Origin of the sequence: Rhizobium sp. L51/94, from assembly GCF_019355555.1 — a bacterium.
GTDB classification, from domain to species: Bacteria; Pseudomonadota; Alphaproteobacteria; order Rhizobiales; family Rhizobiaceae; genus Rhizobium; species Rhizobium rhododendri.
This window is the reverse complement of record NZ_CP072141.1, coordinates 2,643,927-2,664,433: the sequence shown is the minus strand read 5'-3', so window position 1 is coordinate 2,664,433 and position 20,507 is coordinate 2,643,927. Positions and strand designations below refer to the sequence as shown.

At 59.7% G+C, this 20,507-nt stretch carries 20 protein-coding genes, 1 tRNA gene and 1 pseudogene; 7 read left to right on the top strand and 15 right to left on the bottom strand.

All coding sequences use genetic code 11. From position 1 onward, the window contains the following. Window positions 1-117: 117 nt before the first annotated feature. From J5274_RS13110 to J5274_RS13090, 6 genes and pseudogenes are all read right to left on the bottom strand, one after another. Window positions 118-1,383: a hypothetical protein gene (locus J5274_RS13110; RefSeq protein WP_142822761.1), complete on the bottom strand. Its 1,266-nt coding sequence runs from the start codon at window positions 1,381-1,383 to the stop codon at window positions 118-120. A 101-nt stretch (window positions 1,384-1,484) separates the two neighbouring features. Continuing rightward, window positions 1,485-2,048, bottom strand: coding sequence for a biotin/lipoyl-containing protein (locus tag J5274_RS29350; RefSeq protein WP_374113744.1), 564 nt, complete (start codon window positions 2,046-2,048; stop codon window positions 1,485-1,487). Continuing rightward, window positions 2,021-3,494, bottom strand: a pseudogene (locus J5274_RS13105) (acetyl/propionyl/methylcrotonyl-CoA carboxylase subunit alpha); the annotation flags it as partial. The pseudogene J5274_RS13105 and the gene J5274_RS29350, both read right to left, overlap by 28 nt. 109 nt (window positions 3,495-3,603) lie before the next feature. Continuing rightward, window positions 3,604-4,314 (bottom strand): hypothetical protein, encoded by a 711-nt coding sequence (locus tag J5274_RS13100; protein WP_219274631.1) that lies wholly within the window; start codon window positions 4,312-4,314, stop codon window positions 3,604-3,606. Between the two features lie 84 nt (window positions 4,315-4,398). Beyond that, window positions 4,399-5,334, bottom strand: coding sequence for a DMT family transporter (locus J5274_RS13095; RefSeq protein WP_219274630.1), 936 nt, complete (start codon window positions 5,332-5,334; stop codon window positions 4,399-4,401). A gap of 182 nt (window positions 5,335-5,516) precedes the next feature. After that, a tRNA-Leu gene (locus J5274_RS13090) sits at window positions 5,517-5,601 on the bottom strand. A 201-nt stretch (window positions 5,602-5,802) separates the two neighbouring features. Here J5274_RS13090 and lipB point away from each other — a divergent pair. Further along, entirely contained in the window at window positions 5,803-6,522 is a 720-nt protein-coding gene (gene lipB / locus J5274_RS13085; protein WP_219274629.1) for a lipoyl(octanoyl) transferase LipB, read from the top strand. A 377-nt stretch (window positions 6,523-6,899) separates the two neighbouring features. Further along, on the top strand, window positions 6,900-7,439 hold the full coding sequence (locus J5274_RS13080; RefSeq protein ID WP_219274628.1) for a hypothetical protein: 540 nt from the start codon (window positions 6,900-6,902) through the stop codon (window positions 7,437-7,439). A gap of 69 nt (window positions 7,440-7,508) precedes the next feature. On the opposite strand, the gene J5274_RS13075 is transcribed toward J5274_RS13080, so the two are convergent. Then, on the bottom strand, window positions 7,509-8,000 hold the full coding sequence (locus J5274_RS13075; RefSeq protein WP_142822754.1) for a BON domain-containing protein: 492 nt from the start codon (window positions 7,998-8,000) through the stop codon (window positions 7,509-7,511). A 53-nt stretch (window positions 8,001-8,053) separates the two neighbouring features. Beyond that, a complete protein-coding gene (locus tag J5274_RS13070; protein ID WP_219274627.1) occupies window positions 8,054-8,560 on the bottom strand; it encodes a peptide deformylase in 507 nt (168 codons plus the stop codon). A 164-nt stretch (window positions 8,561-8,724) separates the two neighbouring features. On the opposite strand from J5274_RS13070, the gene mgtE reads away from it, so the two are divergent. Together mgtE and J5274_RS13060 are read left to right on the top strand one after the other, a co-directional pair. Further along, window positions 8,725-10,143 (top strand): magnesium transporter, encoded by a 1,419-nt coding sequence (mgtE, locus tag J5274_RS13065; protein ID WP_142822752.1) that lies wholly within the window; start codon window positions 8,725-8,727, stop codon window positions 10,141-10,143. Window positions 10,144-10,236: 93 nt separating this feature from the next. Next, on the top strand, window positions 10,237-10,629 hold the full coding sequence (locus tag J5274_RS13060) for a MerR family DNA-binding transcriptional regulator (RefSeq protein WP_142822751.1): 393 nt from the start codon (window positions 10,237-10,239) through the stop codon (window positions 10,627-10,629). Between the two features lie 18 nt (window positions 10,630-10,647). Here J5274_RS13060 and J5274_RS13055 read toward each other — a convergent pair whose 3' ends face one another. From J5274_RS13055 to J5274_RS13045, 3 genes are all read right to left on the bottom strand, one after another. Beyond that, on the bottom strand, window positions 10,648-11,121 hold the full coding sequence (locus J5274_RS13055; protein WP_142822750.1) for an isoprenylcysteine carboxylmethyltransferase family protein: 474 nt from the start codon (window positions 11,119-11,121) through the stop codon (window positions 10,648-10,650). A gap of 12 nt (window positions 11,122-11,133) precedes the next feature. After that, window positions 11,134-12,123, bottom strand: a complete 990-nt coding sequence (locus tag J5274_RS13050; RefSeq protein ID WP_142822749.1) for a heparan-alpha-glucosaminide N-acetyltransferase — start codon at window positions 12,121-12,123, stop codon at window positions 11,134-11,136. A 78-nt stretch (window positions 12,124-12,201) separates the two neighbouring features. Next, window positions 12,202-12,894 carry a DUF599 domain-containing protein gene (locus tag J5274_RS13045; protein WP_111221941.1) on the bottom strand — a complete coding sequence of 231 codons (693 nt, stop codon included), beginning with the start codon at window positions 12,892-12,894 and terminating at the stop codon, window positions 12,202-12,204. 211 nt (window positions 12,895-13,105) lie between these two features. Here J5274_RS13045 and J5274_RS13040 point away from each other — a divergent pair, with 211 nt between their 5' ends. Continuing rightward, window positions 13,106-14,512, top strand: coding sequence for an L-serine ammonia-lyase (locus tag J5274_RS13040; RefSeq protein WP_142822748.1), 1,407 nt, complete (start codon window positions 13,106-13,108; stop codon window positions 14,510-14,512). 61 nt (window positions 14,513-14,573) lie between these two features. Beyond that, entirely contained in the window at window positions 14,574-15,011 is a 438-nt protein-coding gene (locus tag J5274_RS13035) for a DUF1489 family protein (protein ID WP_142822747.1), read from the top strand. A 1-nt stretch (window position 15,012) separates the two neighbouring features. Here the strand turns inward: J5274_RS13035 and J5274_RS13030 are convergent, their stop codons facing one another. The 4 genes from J5274_RS13030 to J5274_RS13015 form a co-directional block, all read right to left on the bottom strand. Then, window positions 15,013-15,279, bottom strand: a complete 267-nt coding sequence (locus J5274_RS13030; protein WP_142822746.1) for a hypothetical protein — start codon at window positions 15,277-15,279, stop codon at window positions 15,013-15,015. A 107-nt stretch (window positions 15,280-15,386) separates the two neighbouring features. Continuing rightward, a complete protein-coding gene (locus J5274_RS13025) occupies window positions 15,387-16,886 on the bottom strand; it encodes a D-alanyl-D-alanine carboxypeptidase (protein ID WP_142822745.1) in 1,500 nt (499 codons plus the stop codon). Between the two features lie 126 nt (window positions 16,887-17,012). Continuing rightward, window positions 17,013-17,777 carry a hypothetical protein gene (locus J5274_RS13020; RefSeq protein WP_142822744.1) on the bottom strand — a complete coding sequence of 255 codons (765 nt, stop codon included), beginning with the start codon at window positions 17,775-17,777 and terminating at the stop codon, window positions 17,013-17,015. 247 nt (window positions 17,778-18,024) lie between these two features. Continuing rightward, window positions 18,025-18,585, bottom strand: coding sequence for a transglutaminase-like cysteine peptidase (locus tag J5274_RS13015; protein WP_374108282.1), 561 nt, complete (start codon window positions 18,583-18,585; stop codon window positions 18,025-18,027). Between the two features lie 657 nt (window positions 18,586-19,242). Between J5274_RS13015 and J5274_RS13010 the strand changes: the two genes are divergently transcribed. Further along, window positions 19,243-20,385 (top strand): hypothetical protein, encoded by a 1,143-nt coding sequence (locus tag J5274_RS13010; protein WP_142822743.1) that lies wholly within the window; start codon window positions 19,243-19,245, stop codon window positions 20,383-20,385. The last annotated feature ends 122 nt before the right edge of the window (window positions 20,386-20,507 follow it).

Sequence of the window (20,507 nt, the reverse complement as noted above, 5' to 3'; positions counted from 1 at the left end):
CGAGTGCGGCGACATTGCACGGCGCGCGGCCACGGCTCAAGCGAAAAATCAGATACTTAGCCGGGTTCGCAGTCGAAGCCACTACGCCAGCCGGAGTTTCGACCGAAGAGGTCGCGATCAGAACAGGATGTCTGCGGCAAAACGGATGGCATAGGCATGCATCGCCACGGCGGCATAAAGCCCGAACGAGACGAGCAGTCGCTCGCCACCGGACATTTTCTCCAGTTCGTGCTTTGGTTTGACCGAGCCGAAGCCGATCAGGCTTAGCAGCGTGAACACCGCAAGGGCGGCAAGCAGCGTAGATGCTGTCAGGCCGATGGACCAGCCAACGGCAAGTATCGCCAGCGTTATTGCGAAACTGGCAAAGACGAGGCTGAATTTCCCGGTGAAGATCTGGCGCAGAACCTGACCCCCGTCGAAGCGATACATCGGCAAAAGATTGAGGAGATTGAAGGCGCCGAGAATGAGCAGGAAGACAAGCAGAGGTCCGTGCCAATCGGCCGGCAGCCAGCCGGCCTCGTTGGCGCGTATGCCTGCAATCAGGATCGGCACCAGGAAGGCGGACATGCCTGATCCCATGAGCGCGCAGGTCGCGACTTCGAACAGGCTGTTGTATGGCCGTCCGCCAATCGCGATGCCGCCAAGGAGGGGCACGAAGATCATCCGCACCTTGCGATGGCCGAATGTCCGGTAGGCGGCCATATGACCGAGTTCGTGCAGGACGATGACTACCGTCAGGAAGGTGGATATCATCAGCCCGGCGGCATCCAGGCCGAAAAATGGCCAGAGGATCAGGGTCGACAGGACTGCCAGGAAGGTCTGGACGAGCGGATGTTCAAAAATGCCGTTGGGCGTCGACTGGCCTGTTTTCAGCCAGCCCTCGAGGGCGCGCAACTCGCGGCGGAGCGTGAAATAGCGAAAGATCAGAAAAGCAAAACCGCGATAGGTATCGGTCTGCTCGACGATCAACGTCGTGCCGGATGCGTCGGTCACGACCTGACGCCGTTCGTGGAAATGGCGCCAGAAGCGATTGTCGAGCGTGCTGTCGTCAACGACCGTTGCCGTGTAGCCAAGCATGCCGGGCATCGGCTCGGTCATCTTGACGTCGAAAAGCCGGCGGATCGATTGTCCCTCTCGGTCGAGATGGCGATAGGTCTGCTCGACAATGCCCGGTCTATCCGGCATGGCGCGGCTGGAGATGACGGCATGGTGCCAGTCGGCGCTGGCTCCAGACGGATTGACCGCCCGCCATAGAGCATCGGCGGACTGGCGGAAGGAGCGACGCATGCGGATCGTGCGCGTCCCGACGGGAGCAGCCATCAGCAGCCACAGTACGCCGAGATTGATCGCCAGCAACAGGATGGCGGAATAGAGCGACGACACGGTTTTTCCTCAGGGCGCAATTGCTCCTGAAGGCGTTTATCGCGCCAGATTCTTTAAGAAAGCGCGAGGATCATAGCGACCAATTTAACCATCCGGCCGGCTCACGCGAATGTCATGATGACAGCGTCTACCGCCAGGCTCTCCCCCGGCTTGACTGCGATCGCGCCGACGGTCAGGTCACGCTCCGCCCGCAACACGTTTTCCATCTTCATCGCCTCGACGACCGCCAGCGTTTCGCCAGCCTTGACCAGTTGTCCTTCCGTCACCGCGATGGAGACCAGCAGGCCCGGCATCGGGCATAGAAGCAGGTTCGAGGTATCTGGCGGCGTCTTGATGGGCATCAGGCGGTCGAGTTCATGCTGCCGGGGTGTCAGGAACCGGGTGACGACCGACAGGCCCTGCCAATCCAGGCGCAGGCCGTTGGACTGCTCCCGGGTCTGGACAGTCACGCTTTGCCCGTGCACCGTTCCTGACCACACCGCATCGCCGGGTCTCCAGCCGGTGACAACCGCGATCTCATTGCCCGCTATCTCGATGAGATACGTAAACGGCGTTGCGTTATCGCGCTTCGCCATCCGCACGCGGAAGTAATCCGTCCCGAGCTTGATGACACGGTCTATCATCTCGTCCCCAGGCGGCGGACGCAGGCGGTCGGCATAGTGCAGGCGGCGGTCAGCATCGATCGTGCCGCAGGCCATGGCAATCGCCACCAGCGTTACGGTCTGCTCTGCGTCCGGCGCCATCGGCGCGAAGCCATCGGGAAACTCTTCGGCGATGAAACCGGTGGAGAGCCGTCCCTCCCGCCAGCGCGGATGCTTCATCAACGCGGACAGGAAGGGAATGTTGTGGGCGATCCCGTCGACGACGAAGCCATCCAGCGCCTCACCCATGGCCTCGATGGCTTGCAGGCGATCGGGCGCCCATGTGCAGAGCTTGGCGATCATCGGGTCGTAGAACATAGATACCTCGGCACCTTCGAAGACGCCGGTATCGTTGCGGAGAGCCGTATCTGTCGTCCGGCGCTCGGCCGGTGGGCGGTAACGGGTCAATCGGCCGATTGATGGCAGGAAATTGCGGTAGGGGTCTTCGGCATAGACGCGGCTTTCGATGGCCCAGCCCTTCAGCGCCACGTCTTCCTGCGCCAGGGATAGTCGCTCACCCGCTGCGATCCGGATCATCTGTTCGACGAGATCGATGCCCGTGACAAGCTCGGTAACGGGGTGCTCGACCTGAAGGCGCGTGTTCATCTCGAGAAAGTAGAAATTGCGCTCGCTGTCGACGATGAATTCGACGGTGCCGGCGCTCTGGTAGTCGACGGCTCTTGCTAGCGCCACCGACTGCTCGCCCATGGCCTTCCGTGTGGCGGCATCGAGAAAGGGCGAGGGTGCTTCCTCGACGACCTTCTGGTTCCGACGCTGGATCGAGCATTCGCGTTCGCCGAGATAGAGCACGGTGCCGAAAGCATCGCCGAGCACCTGGATCTCGATATGGCGGGGATCGACGATGTATTTCTCAATGAACAGCCGGTCGTCGCCGAACGAGCTTCTGGCTTCCGAACTGGCACGGTCGAACCCGTCGCGGACATCGGCACTGCTCCAGGCGATACGCATGCCCTTGCCACCGCCCCCGGCGGAGGCCTTGATCATAACGGGGTAACCGATCTCTGCGGCAATAGTCTCCGCATGGTCGGCGTCGGCGATTACTCCCAGATAGCCCGGAACCGTGGAGACACCAGCGGCGCGGGCGAACTTCTTCGATTCAATCTTGTCGCCCATGGCCTTGATGGCCTTGGGCTTCGGCCCGATGAAAACGATCCCCTCGGCTTCCAGCGCCTCGCAGAAGGATGCCCGTTCCGAGAGAAAGCCGTAGCCGGGATGGACAGCCTCGGCGCCGGTCTGGCGGCAGGCAGCGATGATCCTGTCTGCATCGAGGTAGCTCTCTGCCGCAGGCGGTGGACCGATGTGCACGGACTCGTCGGCCATTTCGACATGCAGCGCGTCTCGGTCGGCATCCGAATAGACGGCAACCGTGGCGATGCCCATCCGCCGCGCCGTCTTGATGATCCGGCAGGCGATCTCGCCGCGATTGGCGATCAGGATTTTCGTGAACATCGATGCTCCGCAGCGGCTTGAGTATCGACTGTTCTAATCGCAAATCCGCAAGCGGTTCAATGCTGTAAAACATCCGGCGGGCAAATTGCCCAGCCGGAGTCTACCAAGCTCAGGCGGCAGCCTCGGTGTTGCCCTCTGCCAGCATATCGTCCGACACGCGGAGCCAGCGGATGCGCGGGGTATTTTCACTGCGCTTCGCCCGGACTGCCTGTCGCAACCTGGTCCAGTCGGGATGGTTTGCATGCGGATCCGCTGCCAGCTCAACACGGTCGAGAGCCTCGATCTCGACAGCCGAAAGGACGATGCCAGACGGGTCTATCGAGTGTCTGAGCACATGCCGGACAAACTCGACGTCGTGGCGGGTAATGCCCCTGCTATCGATGCTGCGAAGCTCGCAATAGGCGCCGGTGCCGGCAGCCAGGGCGTATCTCAGCTGGTCGATCGCGAAGGCGCCGAGCGCAGGCGGCACGTTTGCCGAGATATCGATGACCTGCATCAGCACCTCGAATTCGCTCGGTGCGTGGACAACGCCATCGCTGGACAGCGCCTGTATCAGCCAGGCCGCGTTCGCATCATCCAGCGAACCCTGGGGATAGCTGTGATTGACGATGAAATCGGCCAGCCCTCCTATGAAGAAGCCATGCCATTCGTCGCATTTCTCGGGGATGGAATTGTGGATCGACATGAGGAGAGCCGCGTCTTCAGACGCCCGGATGCCATCCGGAAAGCTAATCCTACGCAATGTCAGTACATCTTCGGCCGAAAGCCGACTCTTTCCGGCAAGAAGCCAAGCCGGAAAAGAGAGACGGAACTCGCTCATCTTTTATCTCCCGTTTCTTCATGAAACTGGGAAATTCTTTACCGCCCTCCGGTTGAGAAAGCCTCAAGGATCGCGGTTAATGTCCTAGTCAGCGAATACCGCTGTTTTTAACAATCGCGAGTTAACCCGCTCGCGCCAGATGATGAACAATCCGGAGCCGACGATGATGGCAATACCGATCCATTTGGAGAGGTTCGGAAAGTCGCCGAAAAGCGCGTAGCCGAGCACCGTTGCCGAAATGATTTCGAAATACTGAAACGGCGCCAGCAGCGAGAGCGGCGCCAGACGAAATGCCCTGACAACCAGAATATGAGCGTAGCCGGAAATCGAGCCGAGGATGAGGAGCAGCAGGAGGCCGAGGGTGGATCCGGGCAACGACAGGGAGAAGTCCTCCGCGCCGGCGGCATTGCCGACGAACAGGGCCCCGGCCATGAAGACGGTACCGCCGATACCGGCCATGGTCTGCATTGCCAAGGGCGAATCGGCTTCACCGATGGCGCGGTTCATGAACAGGTAGATGGCGTAGAGAAACGCGCAGGCGACGGGCAACAGCGCTTTCAGGCCGAAGATCTCGAAGCTTGGCTGGATGACGATCATCGCGCCGCCGAAACCGACGACGATCGCCAGCCACCGCCGCCAGCCGACCCTGTCGCCGAGGAAGACTGCCGACAGGCAGACCAGGATGAATGGCTCGACGAAATAGATGGCGAAGACATCGGCAAGCGGCATGTATTTGACAGCCACGAAGAACAGCAGGCTTGCCGCTCCATGCAGGACGCCGCGCAAAAGGTTCATCCACGGGCGCCTGGTGGAAAAGACAGATCCGCCGGCCAGAAGCAGCGGCAGGGTACAGACGAGCTGGAAGAAGAAGCGGTAAAAAGTCACTTGTCCCGGCGACATCCCCTCAAACGTCGCCATATACTTGGCAATCGCATCCATGACCGGAAGCACGACCATCGCGCCTGCCATGATCAGCATTCCGCGCAACGGATTTTGAAAGGAAGAATCAGCTGGGGACATTGGGTGCTCTGCGGTTTTCGTCGTGACATCAATCACAGGCGAAATGCGCAGGCAAGAGCAACTATGAGAAGCAGGGATAACAATAACATCTTGCGGCTGCCCCGGCGGCTCGCCGAAGCGAAAGTCGTTTTCGACTTTAAAGAGAGCTCTTCGTTCCGCTGCATAAAGCCTGCGAGAAGAGATGGTGCGGTCGAGAAGACTCGAACTTCCACGGGTTGCCCCACAGCGACCTCAACGCTGCGCGTCTACCAATTCCGCCACGACCGCATCGTGGTAGGTGCCGAATTGCTCCGGCGCGCTGCATGTAGCAAAAGGCTTTGAGGGGCACAAGGGCGTTATCACCGATTTTTTCACATGCTGTGACAAGCGTTTGAATTTACCCTCTAAACCATCCATATAACGCCATAATAACGGCTGCAGCTATTGCCGGCGGTCTCACATAAATTGTTGCAGGGAAGTCAGACGGCGATGTTGCGCAAGGATCTTGAGATTTCGATGATTCCGGCCCCTGGTTCGCCTCCGGTGCGCTGGCGTGTCGCTGACGGCCTGGTGGACTACACCGATGCCGTGGCGACCATGGAACGGGAAGTGGCTGACATTGCCGAGGGGCGCAGCGACGAGCTCGTATGGCTGGTCGAACATCCGCCACTCTATACCGGCGGCACGAGCGCCCATTCGGCCGACCTGATCCAGCCGGACCGGTTTCCGGTTTTTGCGACCGGGCGAGGCGGCGAATACACCTATCACGGTCCAGGCCAGCGCGTCGTCTACGTCATGCTGGACCTGAAGCGCCGGCGCCAGGACGTCCGTGCATTCGTGGCAGCGCTGGAAGAGGTCATCATCGGCACGCTGGAGACGATGAACGTGCGTGGCGAGCGGCGCGAGGACAGGGTCGGTGTCTGGGTGCGGCGTCCAGAACGGCCGCCTTTGCCAGATGGATCGATGGCGGAGGATAAGGTCGCAGCGCTCGGTATCCGTCTGCGCAAATGGGTGACGTTCCATGGCCTGTCGCTGAACGTTGAGCCGGATCTGGAGCATTTCACGGGTATAGTGCCTTGCGGCATCGCAGGCTACGGCGTCACCAGCCTTGTCGATCTCGGACTGCCCGTCACCATGGCAGACGTCGACGTCAACCTGCGACAGTCATTCGAGGCAGTGTTTGGTCCGACTGTTGAAGACAAGCCCTGATATGCTTCGATTATGTTGATATTATTGTGTTGCTGGGCGCTGCATCAAGCTTAACCAAACATTAATATCGGGCTTGCCAGTCCTTGATAGTAGACTATGCTTGAACCAAGTATCGGGGGGAGCCATGCATGCTGAACAACAATTTGCTGATGCCCATGGGCCTCGCGTTCATCGTTCTGTGCGGAGTGGTGTTTCAGCTGGTGCACGCCATAATCCCGACCGCCTCTCTTCTAGTCCCTTGAAATGAGGCCTGGCCTTTTCGTCATCCTGCGTTCACCTTCGCTGAAATAGTCTCTTCTTTCAGCGGCTCCCTGCGCAACGCAAGACGGGGAATCGCGGGATCGATACTGACCCAACCATCAAAGTGAGGACTTGGAATGACCAGCCGTACACTCTTACTCACATCTTTCGCCTCTTTCGCCCTGCTTGGCTCGCTGACCTTGATCACGCCCGCGTCGGCCCTGACGATGAAAGAGTGCAGCGTTAAGTACAAGGCGGCGCAGGCCGCAGGGACGTTGAACGGCATGAAGTGGAACGATTACCGTACCGCCCAGTGCGGCGCCGATGCCGCTGCAGCGCCTGCCGCCGCAGCGCCGGCAGCAACCACTGCCGCTGCGCCAACCAAGGCCAACACAATGGCCGCCAAGCCGACTGCAACAAAGGCAGCAGACGAGCCGGACGCCACGGCGCCCCCAGCCAAGGAGCCGGCCAAGCCGACTATGGCAGCGCCTGCCGGCCTGAGCCTGCCCACTGCCGTTTCGCCGAAATATGCGTCCGAAACTGCCGGCAAGGCCCGCTTCCACACTTGCGTCGATGCCTACCACGATGCCAAGGCCAAGAACGCGCTGGCCGGCGTCAAGTGGATCCAGAAGGGCGGCGGTTATTACAGCCTTTGCAATTCAAAGCTCAAAGGCTGATTTCATACTTTGACGCAAACGAAAACGGGCGCCGTTGGGGCGCCCGTTCTTGCGTCTATCCTATTGTTATCAGTCGTCGTCGGGGATGTTTGCGTCGACGCCGATGATCTGGATGAGGTTGCGAACGGCGGTCACACCGGAGATTGAGCGGGCGATGCGTCCAAGCTGGCGCGCCGTTGCTGCATCGTCGACCTCACCCTCAAGGATGATAACTGTGCCTTCCGAGCGCACGTCGATCATTTCGGGGCTGGCACCCTCGACGTCGCTGAGCGCATCCATCACCCGCTCCTCGATATCGTCCGATTCGACAAGGTCTCGGGTCGTCGATGTCAGGGAATTGGACTGGCGCTCCTGCTGGCCGTCGGCGTCGGTGCGCGCGACGGTGAAGCTTTTGTTGCTGCCTTCATCGAAGTTGGCGTCCGTCTCGCCATAAGGGCGATTCTCTGATGGCTCGGACGAGGCGCCGGCATCGTCGTCATAGGGCCAGCCTTCCTTCAGGTCGCGCTCTTCGTAGTCGCGGTAGTCTTCCTCGCGTGTCGTGTCTTTCTTAATACCACCCATGATCGAACTCCTTGCGTCGTTTCAGTCCCACAACGGCTTGAAGCGCGCTTGGTTCAATCGCGTCGGGCGCTTTCACCTTTTTCCCATTTTTTGACAAGCCGGTCCCTTTTCAGCTTCGACAGACGCTGCAGCCAGAAGATGCCGTCGAGCTGGTCGATCTCATGCTGGATACAGGCCGCAAGGAAGCCGTCGGCGGTATCCTCGTGGTGCGCACCGTCGATGTCGCGGTAGGTGTAGCGGATGCTGGAGGGCCGAACGACTTCCTCTGTTGCACCCGGCATGCAGACACTGCCTTCCAGATGGCGCGCCGTTTCGGTGGATGACCAGACGATCTCGGGATTGATGAGGGTCCGGATGGTGTCTCCCGGCTGCAGTTCGATCACCACGACGCGCTTCAGGATGCCGACATGGGCGCCCGTTATTCCGACCCCGGGTGCTGCCCGCATCGTCTGCAGCAGATCCGACGACAGCCGGCGAAGATCGTCATCGAAGGCAACCACCGGGGCACAGGCGACCTTCAGGCGGGCATCTGGATAGCGAAGAATGGCAAGAGGGGTCATGGGTCACTTTTTTTAAAACTGTGGCGTAGCGGTTAGACTGTTGAACGAATGGCTGTGTCAAGCTTCCCATCCCACCGGAATTCATGGCTATCCGCTTGTTGACATTGGATTTTATCCAGCCATTCTCACTCGGTGTGCTGAATGCGGCAAAATGCGAGGCGCGGATGACGACGACTGACACAGACGAACGCGTTCGCGCCGGGAGCCACACCGGGCACTTCGACATCTACGACGAAGACGGCAATGTACGTGCCGATTTTCTGACGCAGGTAAGCCATGCGATCGATGCCGGCGATACGGGTTTTCTGCACCGCAATGTCGTGCGTCTGCACGAATCCGAGCTTGGCGATCTTCTCGAGGCGCTGAACTCCGACCTACGGCTGGCGCTTGTCGGGTTGCTCGGTGACGATTTCGATATGACGGCGCTGACGCAGGTCGACGAGGCGATCCGCCGCGAGATCGTCGATCACCTGCCTAACGAGCGGATTGCTGCCGGTATCGGCGGGCTCGATTCGGACGACGCTGTCTATATCCTGGAGGACCTCGACAAGCAGGATCGCGACGAAATCCTGTCGCAGATGCCTTTCACCGAACGTGTTCGTTTGCGGCGGGCGCTGGATTATCCGGAAAGCTCGGCGGGTCGCCGCATGCAGACGGAGTTCGTGGCAGTGCCGCCTTTCTGGACAGTCGGCCAGACGCTCGACTATCTGCGCGAGGAAGAGGGGTTGCCGGAAGACTTCTCGCAAATCTTCGTCATCGATCCGACCTTCAAGCTACTCGGAGGGCTTGCGCTCGATCGCATCCTGCGCAGCAAACGCCAGACGAAGATCGAAGACATCATGCGCGAGACCACGCATCCGATTTCGGCAGAGATGGACCAGGAAGAGGCTGCCCGTCTTTTTGAGCAGTACGACCTGCTGTCTGCCGCTGTGGTCGATGATAACGGTCGGTTAGTCGGCGTGCTGACCATCGACGACGTCGTCGACGTCATCAACGAGGAAGCGGACGAGGATATCAAGCGGCTCGGCGGCGTCGGCGATGAAGAACTGTCGGATAGCGTTGCTTCGACGGTGCGGTCGCGCTTTCTCTGGCTTGCCGTCAACCTGCTGACGGCGATCCTGTCGTCCAGCATCATCAGTGTCTTCGACGCTTCCATAGAGAAGATGATCGCGCTCGCCGTGCTGATGCCGATCATCGCTTCCATGGGTGGCAACGCCGGTACGCAGACGATGACGGTGACCGTACGCGCATTGGCGACTGGCGATCTCGATATCTACAATGCGGCACGGATCATCCGCAGGGAGGCGACCGTCGGGTTGCTCAACGGCATCGTGTTCGCCATCCTCATGGGAGCGATCGCCACCTTCTGGTTTCACGATCTCCAGCTTGGCGTGGTCGTCGGTGCCGCGATGGTCATCAACCTTGTCGCGGCGGCGCTTGGCGGTATCCTGCTGCCGTTGCTGCTGAACCGGATGGGCGCCGATCCCGCCATCGCTTCGTCGGCCTTCGTTACCACGGTTACCGACTGCACCGGCTATTTCGCATTTCTCGGCATCGCAACATGGTGGTTTGTCATTCACTGAGCGGCGCCATTGATCGATTGCCGGGCCGGGCGACATTGGCTAGAATTGACTTTTACGTAAGAGCCATTGCTTCAGCCCCGGAGGCGAGATTCATTGCCGGTCGACAAATTTTACAGCATCACCGAATTGACACGCGAGTTCGGCGTTTCCACCCGAACGCTACGTTTCTACGAGGACGAAGGGCTGATCCATCCGGAGCGGCGCGGCCGCACGAGGCTGTTTCGCCAGGCTGACCGGCGGCTTATTGCCGAAATCCTGCGAGGCCGAAGGATTGGCTTCACGATTGCCGAGATTCGCGAGATCATCATGGTCTACCGCGAACCGCCCGGCGAGATCGGCCAGCTCAAGCTTCTGATGAAGAGGATTGCTGAAAAGCGGGACGATTTGCGGCAGAAGCGCAAGGACATCGAGGATACGTTGACCGAACTCGACCATGTCGAGGAGGCCTGCATAGGCCGACTGGCTGAAATCGGTGTCGGAACCTGAGGCGCGGCAGTCTTACGGCTAAAGCCAGCGTCGCGTATGGCGGCAGTAGAATTCGAACTCGCAGCCGAACCGGGACAGCAGGTGCAGTTCCTCATGTCTGATCGCACCGTAGTCGGTGGCGACTGTCGCGGCGAGGGCTGCGACCAGTAGCCATGGGTTGCCGGTCAGCAACGCCGACCCGACCGTGACCAGCGTATAACCAAGGTATATCGGGTTGCGCGTATAGCGAAACGGTCCTGTCGTCATCAGGTGAACCGAGCGACGATGGGGCATGACCGTGGCTCTTCGGTCAAGCAACGTTTTCATCGCCCAAAGGTCCAGCCAGACGGCTATGAGTGTAAGAGCGGCCCCGAGCGTCCAGAAATAGGAAGATCGAAGTCCGGGTATGGGTATCTGGATGACCGCGTCAGCAACGATCGCCGTGATAATGGCAAGCCCATAGATGAACGGAGGCCAGGGAAAGCTGAGCGGCTTGGCACGATAGGCATTCATAGAATACTCCCGTCACTGCGCTTGTTCCGTACACTGTACTGCGATTCTCTGTATTTGATCATTCTGATCTGCCTGGATTGCGCCAGACTGGAGTGGCTCGAACAGACTTTGTGATTTCATCCGGGTGAGTGTGCATTGGCAAAAGCTGCGGCACAGTGCTTCGCCTGCTGACTGGGTGCAGGTGGCCTGGCATTGGCGGAGGTAGCCGACAGCTGGATCCGGCTTTGGCGCCGGTGCGACCAGCGACAGAAGATAGACGAGACCGAACAGGATGGGCTGGTGCAGCAGATAAAAGAGCAGGCTGTGGCGCCCGCCTTTCGCCAGTAGGCTGTTGCCGGTACCCAATGATGCCAGCCGCTGCGGCAGACTGGTGCGCAGGGCGAGAGTGGCTGCGCTGAAGCCGGCAAAGAAGGCCAGCGCCCAAGGAAATAGCGGCACGAAGTCGTTTGAGCGCACCGGCATCGTCGCAAAGCCGAGCCAGGCAAGGTAGCGAGGGTTGAACAGGTCCGAGCCAAGCGCACCCGGCATGACGAAGACATTGACGACCCAGCCTACTCCCAGCACTGCTGTGGCCAGCCAGATAAAGGCTGTCGGCAGGCACAGAAAGCCGATGCCGATGAGGCTGAGTGCTGCGATGCTGTGGAGGATGCCGAAATAGATCCACTCGTCCGGCATGGCGAACCGCGTCACGACCGAGATGGCAATCGCCGCCACCGCGATCATCGCCAGCCTTTTCCAGAAAGGTTGCCAACGGATGGCCGGCCGGTTTGCGAGGACAAGGCTGACGCCGGCCATGAAGAGGAAGGTGCTTGCGATGACGCGGGCGTATATCTTCAACCAACCTGTTTCGGCCGTGCCTGGATCGAGATATCCGAAGAACTCGAAGTCCCAGGTGCAGTGATAGCTCGCCATGGCCAGCAGGGCGATGCCGCGCAACGTGTCGAGCAGGCCGATACGCGGGGGCTTGCGCGGTTCGTCGATGCTCTCGGCGACAGCAGCCATCAACTCATCCTTTCCGGGAAACAGTGTTCATCGGCCGCAGCAGAAGATGTTCCCGGAAATAGGACAAGCGCGGCGATTTCAAGGCACATCGATATCCATGATGGCAAGCCGAGCGTCGGAGAAGAATTGGCGGCGTATGAGGACGACGATGATGAAAAGGGTGGTGACCATGAACACATAGGGACTGACGAACCAGCCGAGATAACCTATGGAGAGAAAGATCGCCCGCAGGCCGGCGTTGAAATTGCGGGCCGCGATGATGTTCATGTGGATGACGCGCTCGGCGGCGCGGCGCGTCAATGCCGGGTCCTTGTCGACATCGCCCATCATCGGGATGGCGCCGTAGAGGATCGTGCAATAGTTGAACAGGCGGTATGCCCAACCGAACTTGAAGAAGGCATAGCCGAACAGGCCAGCGAGGCCGGCGACCTTCAATTCGAAGGTGGTCCGACTGCCGTTGAAGACATAGGGCAGGTCGGCAAAGAAGGCATTGACCTTGTCGGTGGCGCCGAGCAGCGCAAAACAGCCGCCGATCGCGAAGATGGAGGTCGAGGCGAAAAATCCGGTTCCGTTCTGCAGGCCTGCAAGGATCTGGGTATCGATCATCTTCAGGTCGCGGCGCAGCGAATTGTAGATCCATTCGCGCCGGCGCTCGATCATCGCCTGCGTCAGGCTGATGCGGTTGAAGAACCTCGAACTGCTGGTGATCCAGTTGAGGGCTATCCAGAGAAAGATGAAAAGTGCCAAGGCGGCAAAATCGGCGGTCGACATCAAGCGGGTCCCCAGGGCTGTTCAAGCCCCGACACTAGCCATGACGGCCGCAAGTGCAATGTTGAAGGAGTGCTGCGCGCATCTTATCTTTGAACCATGGCCGCAGTGTCGTAATGTCGCTGTCATCCCATCCGATGTCGGTGGGTCGCCGTGGCCCGTGATGTCGTTGACATAGCTTCGTTGCAGCCGTTCCTCCTATCTGCAGGTTTTCATGTTTCTCTCCGTCTTCGACGTCTTCAAGATCGGTGTCGGTCCATCGAGTTCGCACACGATGGGACCCATGTCGGCAGCCAACCTGTTTCTCGACCTCCTGCTGTCGAGCGAATGGCCGCGCCCGTCCTCGAATGTCCATGTGGCGCAGATAAAGGTCAGCCTGCACGGCTCGCTGGCTTTTACCGGCATCGGCCACGGCACCGGCCGCGCCGTCGTCCTCGGCCTTACCGGCGAACAGCCGGACACGGTCGATCCGGATCGTATGGACGGCATCATTGCCGAGGTGGAGCGCAGTGGCCAGATATCGCCCCCCGGCCACCCGACCTACGGCTTCCAGCCCAAGACCGACCTGGTGTTTGACAAGAAGACGCCGCTGCCCGGCCATGCCAACGGCATGAGCTTCTCGGCATTCGACAAGGACGACCGGCTGCTCGTCAGGCGCATTTATTATTCCGTCGGCGGCGGCTTCGTTGTGACCGATACGGAACTTGCGCAGATGCGGGCCAATAAAGCGAAGCCCGTTTCCGGCGAAAAGATCCCGTTTCCCTTTGCCAGCGCCAAGCAGATGCTCGAGATGGCCCAACGCTCCGGCCTGTCAATTGCCCAGATGAAGCGCGCCAACGAGGAAACCAAGATGACCACGGCCGAGCTCGATGCCGGGCTCGACAAGCTCTGGGCGGCCATGAGCAGCTGTATCGACCGCGGCCTCAAGGGCGAGGGCATTATGCCCGGCGGGCTCAACGTCCGTCGTCGGGCGCGCACCATCCACACCAAGCTCGAAGAGGAATGGCGGAGCAACCGCATCAATCCGCTGCTCGCCAACGACTGGCTCAGCGTCTACGCGATGGCTGTCAACGAGGAGAATGCGTCCGGCGGCCGCGTCGTCACGGCCCCCACCAACGGTGCTGCCGGCGTCATCCCGGCAACGATCCGCTACTACACCCATTTCCACGACGATGCCGACGAGCGCGGTATCCGCGACTATCTGCTGACGGCAGCGGCCATCGGCGGCATCATCAAGCACAATGCGTCGATTTCCGGCGCCGAGGTGGGCTGTCAGGGCGAGGTGGGGTCGGCAGCGGCGATGGCCGCAGCGGGGCTTGCTGCCGTCATGGGAGGCTCGCCGGAGCAGATCGAGAACGCCGCCGAGATTGCCCTGGAGCACCACCTCGGCATGACCTGCGACCCGATTGCGGGCCTCGTGCAGGTGCCCTGCATCGAGCGCAACGCGCTGGGTGCGGTGAAGGCGGTGACCGCCGCTTCGCTGGCGCTGAAGGGCGATGGGCAGCACTTCGTCCCGCTCGACGCCTGTATCGAGACCATGCGCCAGACAGGCTACGACATGAGCGAGAAATACAAGGAAACCTCCACAGGCGGACTGGCCGTCAACGTGGTCGAGTGCTGAGCTTGTGGATGCCGTCCGGAAAGGCTTGACGCTGCCGGCCAAAAGGATTTGAAACGGCCGCATGGCTTTGCATATGATCAAACTCTGCGTCGGCGCCGATTCTATCGATGACTTGCGCGAATGGGTTGCCGAGAGCTCGCTGACCGCGCTTGCCGCCGGTCTCGAACCGCACAGCGTGCACACGACCCGGATGGTGCCGAAACGCATTGCGGAGCTAGTGGACGGTGGTTCGCTATACTGGGTGATCAAGGGCCAGGTCCAGGCCCGCCAGAAGCTCCTGGATGTCGTCAGCTTTACCGACGGGGAGGGTATTTCGCGCTGCAGGCTTATCCTCGGTCCGGAAGTCATCGAGACCACCAGCCAACCGCGCCGGCCTTTCCAGGGCTGGCGCTACCTAACCGAGGAAGACGTTCCGCGCGACCTGCACAGCCTCGGTGCTGACGTTGCCGAGATGCCCGCGGAGCTTCGCCGCGAACTCATCGAACTCGGTCTTCTCTGAATTAGCGAAGCCGCATCAGCACTGGCGCCTGTCTGTTGATGGTCGAGACATGCAGATGGATGCGTGCTTCGGGCTGCGAATAGCGCCAGGCGCGCGCGCCATGGCACAACAGTACACCGATCAGGTCTTTGGTTTTAGACCGGGAGCGGCCGCGCCCGATTTCGGCGATCCGCATTGCCGCCTCGTGGAGAGGGTGCAGCGCGTAGGCTTTCGGCCTGCCCTTGCCCCCCCCGACCGAGATATCCGGACTGTTCTCGTTCACTGCCATTTTAAATTCCCCGTACACATTACAAATTCAGGGTCGAACGAACATTACGCGTCTATTCGAAGAACCGATGCTGGAACGCGGCATCGGCCAGTACATCGCAAGACGGCCTACTGCAGGCTCGCCCAGCATTTGATACCGGAGCGCTTGAGGACGCTGCAGGCGTTGGTGGCTTCACGCTGGTCTTCGAAGCCGCCGAAGCGGGCGCGGTAGACGAGAGAGTTGCCACTCCCGAAAGCCACCGTGTAGGCCTTTGCAGAGCGCAGCGACTTGCCGCCCTTGCTCTTGGCGCTGTCGAGGAGATCGCTTGCCATCTCCTTGCTGGGAGAAACGCCGACCTGGATTACCCACCCGCGGGGTCCCTTGTCATCCAGTGGATTGGCCTTGGCCGGGCGGGTGGATGCAGTCACGACGCTGTCGACGTCATCGCTGTCGCTGGACGACTGGGCGTAGGCCGGCACGATCGAGGCGACGTCGTTTGGCGGTACATTCTTGTTGTGTGGCTTGGTCGCAACGAGCGGATTGGACGATGTCGGCGTGACTGCGGCGAATGCCGCGACGCTGGACGACGGGTCACGGCCGGACGGCGTGGGCACACTTGCCGGCGGGCGAACATCGCCCATAGCGGCCATACGGGCTGCGGCAGCGGCGACATTCGGTTTCAAAGGCGCCTGTGCCTGGAAGGCCGGACGCTCCGGGGCCACCTGGGCGACCTGCGCCACAGCCTTGCCGGCGTCTGCATGCAGCGATGCCTTTGGCAGATACGTAGCAACGAGCTTGCGCATCTGGTTGTCGCGGGCAGGGGTAGAGGCGCCACCGAGCACGACGCCGACGATAGAGCGACCTTCGAGCTCTGCAGACGTCACCAGATTAAACCCGGCAGCCCGTGTGTAACCCGTCTTGATGCCGTCAACGCCCCGAACCGAACCGACCAGGCGATTGTGATTGGCGATCACGCGCCTGCCAAACGTGAAGGAGCGTGTCGAGAAGTAGCCGTAATACTGGGGAAAATGCTCGCGAAGGGCGATGCCGAGCCGGGCCTGGTCACGCGCCGTGGTCATCTGCGCGGTGTTGGGCAGGCCATTCGGATTGCGGTAGGTCGTGCGCGTCATGCCGAGCGCGCGCGCCTTGTTGTTCATCAGCGCGGCGAATTTCTCCTCGGAGCCGCCGATATATTCGCCAAGCGCCATTGCAGCGTCGTTGGCCGACAGCGTCACGAGCGAGAGGATTCCCTGTTCGACGGTGATCGTGCCGCCGGGACGAACGCCGAGTTTGGTGGGTGCCTGGGCTGAGGCAAGCGCAGAGAAAGGTATCTGGGTGTCAAGCTTGATACGGCCCGATTCAAGCGCTTCGAAGGTGAGATAGAGGGTCATCATCTTGGTCAGAGACGCCGGATAGCGCAGAGAATCAGCATCCTCGCTATAGAGCACGTTGCCCGTCTTCGCATCGACGACGATCCCAGCATATTTTGCAGCGTTTGACGGCGATGCGACGGCAATGACGGAGACCATCATGGCGAAACCGAGGCAAATCTTGGTGACAGACCGACGGGTACGGGACGACGATGCTCTGAAAATTGACCTGGGCACTATTTCACTCTTCACTTGCATTTTAATTCCAACGATCCGGCCGCAACCTCCCCAGAGCGCCCGTTGCGGGCAATAATAGGGGCGTAGCGTTACCAATCGGTTTATGATGAACAGTTCGTTGCGGGATTTGGCTGCTTTTGCGACGTCTCAGGGAAGGGCAGCCGTTGGTGTTGCGGATTGGGTCAGGCGCATTTCCACAAACTGCTGAAGTGCGGCATCAATATGATCCCAGTCGCCCAAAAGGCGGCTGGAAAAGCGGTAGAGAAGACTGAGATCGTTACCGATTTTGACGTCTCTCTGGCAATCTGCGCTGGTGGCTTTGTCAGGCGAAGACGGCAGCAGACAACGGACGACATAGTCCGGCTTGCCGAGCCGCGGTGCTGTCAGCAGGGTCTCGCCGGCATATCCGGCGTCGGACCGAAGCCGATGGGCCGTCAGTCCGTTCGGTCCCGAAAATGGGGCGCCCTCGATCAAATGCGCGTAGATCGGCTCCAGTCGTCCGGACATGTCGCGTGACATCGTCCCTTGCGTCAGCTGCAGGAAGACCAGCGAGGACGAGCGGGAAATATCGTTGAAATTCTGACTGTTGGCGTCGCTGTATCCCTGCATCTCGGGAAACGTCAGATAGAGATCGACACGCTCGGTGACGCCATCGATGCGTTCGCTCGGGAAGCGGATGGTATTTGCCGCCAGCCTCAGGCTGTCTTCGCCGATGGTGATCGCAAAAGTCTGTGTGCTGGTGGTGTGGCCGGCGAGTGAAATCCGTCTGCCGATCCAGTGTCCACCGACGGCAATGGCTATCGTCAGGACGACCAGCAAAGCCAGCAGGAAAAACAATCGCCACGCCACGCCGCCACTCACGAGCGGTAGGTGGTTATCCACGGTAGTATTCGACGGGGAGGCGGCGGCCATGGATCTTGCCTTCGTTTATCCGCCGGCAGCTTTGTGCCCCGGCAACAATACGAATGAGTCTCGATACGACCCAGTTGGCGCCATCATGGTTAACGTCGGGTTAATCGCCGGCTGCATTGGCTGGAAACAAAAAAGAGCCGTTCCCGGGACAGCGGGAACGGCTCGAAGCGCCGGTCAATGACGAGTACGGGGACGGACCGGGCTAGACGGACGACAGCGACGCGCTGGCGACCGGTTATGCAAAAGCTTATTTCACGCTGCCGACGGCAACTGCGCGGCCATCCTGGATCTTGACCCAGCGTGAAGGATTTTCGACCGAAACGCGCTTCAGATATGTGTATTCCGTATCCGACCAGAGCATGACCTTGTTGCGCATGTTGTCGAGAATGAAATCGCCATGGTCGGTGCGCACTGTCAGCACGGCATGGCCTTCGCCGTTTGGCTGCAGAACCACTGTCATCAGCGTGTCCGACGGCGAGAACCCGGCAGCGATGAGCTCCTTGCGCTTCAGCAGCGCGTAGTCCTCGCAATCGCCGGCCCAAGTGGGGATCGCCCATTTTTCCTCGACGCCGTAGAGTTCCATGTCGGTCATCGGCTTGATCGTCGTATTGACGGTGTAGTTGATCTTGAGGATCGTCTTCCAGCGGTCTTCGCTGAGAATTGCAGGACCGGCGTCGCCGCCAGCATAAGCGCACTCGCTCGGATTGTCGCGGCAGAATTCGTAGTGGCCGATCGGCGGAGCAGCATTTCCGGTAATCCCCATGGTCGCCGGTGTCGCCTCAGCAAAGCCAATCAGGCTGAGTGTCATGACGGCGGCCGTGGCGGCTCTGCGCAGCAAGGATGTTATCATTTTTTTCGTCCCCGTTATGGAGACGACATTGCCACAGACGTTTTTACCCCACGCAAAATTACGTAGTCAAATTAAGGACTTAATAGAATAAAACAAAAGACAAACAGTAATAAAACTCGAATAAAAATCGACGCAAATTTGAACGAAAATCGAAATATATGGGAAAAGACGAAGTGACGGCCGAAAGCAGCCCCCAACGCCGGCATCCCACTGATATCTATAGGTTTTACGCCATTGTACCAAAATGCGACTGCCTGAGCGGACTGTGAAAGAAATTGTGCCGATCCAGCACACCTTGTCCCGTTTCAGAACATCCCAGCACGTTTTGTCACCACAACATCCACCTATCTCCGCCTTCAGCCCAGCAGCTGTGCAAAAATTATTTTTCGGAAATGCGTTTTTTTCTCCGCTTAACGCGGAGCTGAGAACTGACAATTCCCCAACGATTGAATTTGTCAGGCGTTCGTAATATCTCGCGCAAATCGTGAATTGGCAAAACATTGGTGCCACGTCAAACTTATGAACGGGTGAGTGCCCTGTCTCATGCAGCCATCCGCGTAATACGGCTGCCGTTTGTTTTCAGCGCTACATCAGCGCAATAAAGGATGTAATAGATTGAACGAAACTAAAGCCGATCCAGCGGCGGGCTCATACCAATCGCCAAAGCGTCATCTTCTGATTGCTGGCACCGGGCGTGCAGGCACCAGTTTTCTGGTGCGCTATCTAACAGAACTCGGGCTCGATACCACTCTCTCGCGCAGCAGAGATGGCCAGGTAATGTGGGACGACACGGCAAATGCCGGCTTGGAAGAAATCGTCAGCGGAACCGGAGAGAACCTGCCCTATGTGGTGAAGTCTCCGTGGATCGGTCAGTATTTTGAACAAATCCTGGCTAACCCGCATATCGCCGTGGACGCAATTTTGATTCCTGTTCGCGATCTCGTGGAAGCTGCGACCAGCCGCACAGTCCTAGAAATGCGGGCGATGCACGAGTCGGCTCCCTGGATGGCAGAGCTGGACCAAAGTTGGGAAGTTTGGGGAACGACACCTGGCGGTGTAGTCTATTCGGTCAATCCCCTCGATCAGGCACGCCTGCTGGCTGTGTCGTTCCACGACTTGATCTGGCGCGCCGCAAGAGCCGAGATACCGATCCATTTTCTAGCTTTCCCGAAAATAATCGAGGACAAGCAATACCTCTTCAGAGCGCTCCAGCCTGTCCTCCCGCCGGAGGTGACGCCAGAGCTCGCATATTCGGCCCACGAGCGAATAGCCGATCCTGCTAAGGTGCGTGTCGGCGGTGAGGAGGGGACCAAACGGGAGACTTCACCGACGCTGCACCGTGGGCCGGCGTCGCTGCGGCATGACGAAGTGGACATGCTTGCGCTGCGGCGCGAACTGGCTCGAGTTCGTGCGGAGCTTTCGCGGGTTTCTGATGAGGCGGGTCGTTCTGCAAGCGAAGCAGCCGGGTTGAAGGGGGGATCCGAAGGTCTGCAGAGCGAAGTGTCCCGCCTCAAGAGCGAAGTGGCCGCGTTGGTGCAAGAATCCGCTCGGCTCTCGAATGAAGCATCCGGATTGCGCGTGCAGGCAGAGCGCGCCGAAAGCAAAGCCGCCAAACTGCAAATTTCGGTTTCCACCGAACAAGCTCGCGCTGAAAAGGCCGAAGCCGATTTCAGAGCTGTCACCGAAAGCCGGACATGGCGCGCCACGGGTCCCGTACGCGCAGCGTTGTCAGCGGCCAAGGGTATCAGCCGCCGGTAAAAAGTTTGGCGCGGGGTTGATTGATAGGGCTTTGTTGACATCAGGTTGACGTCACGAGCGGCTGTCACCCTTATCCTCATCTTTTTCAGGCGTTGAAAACTTCAACGCCTGAATGCGGCGCT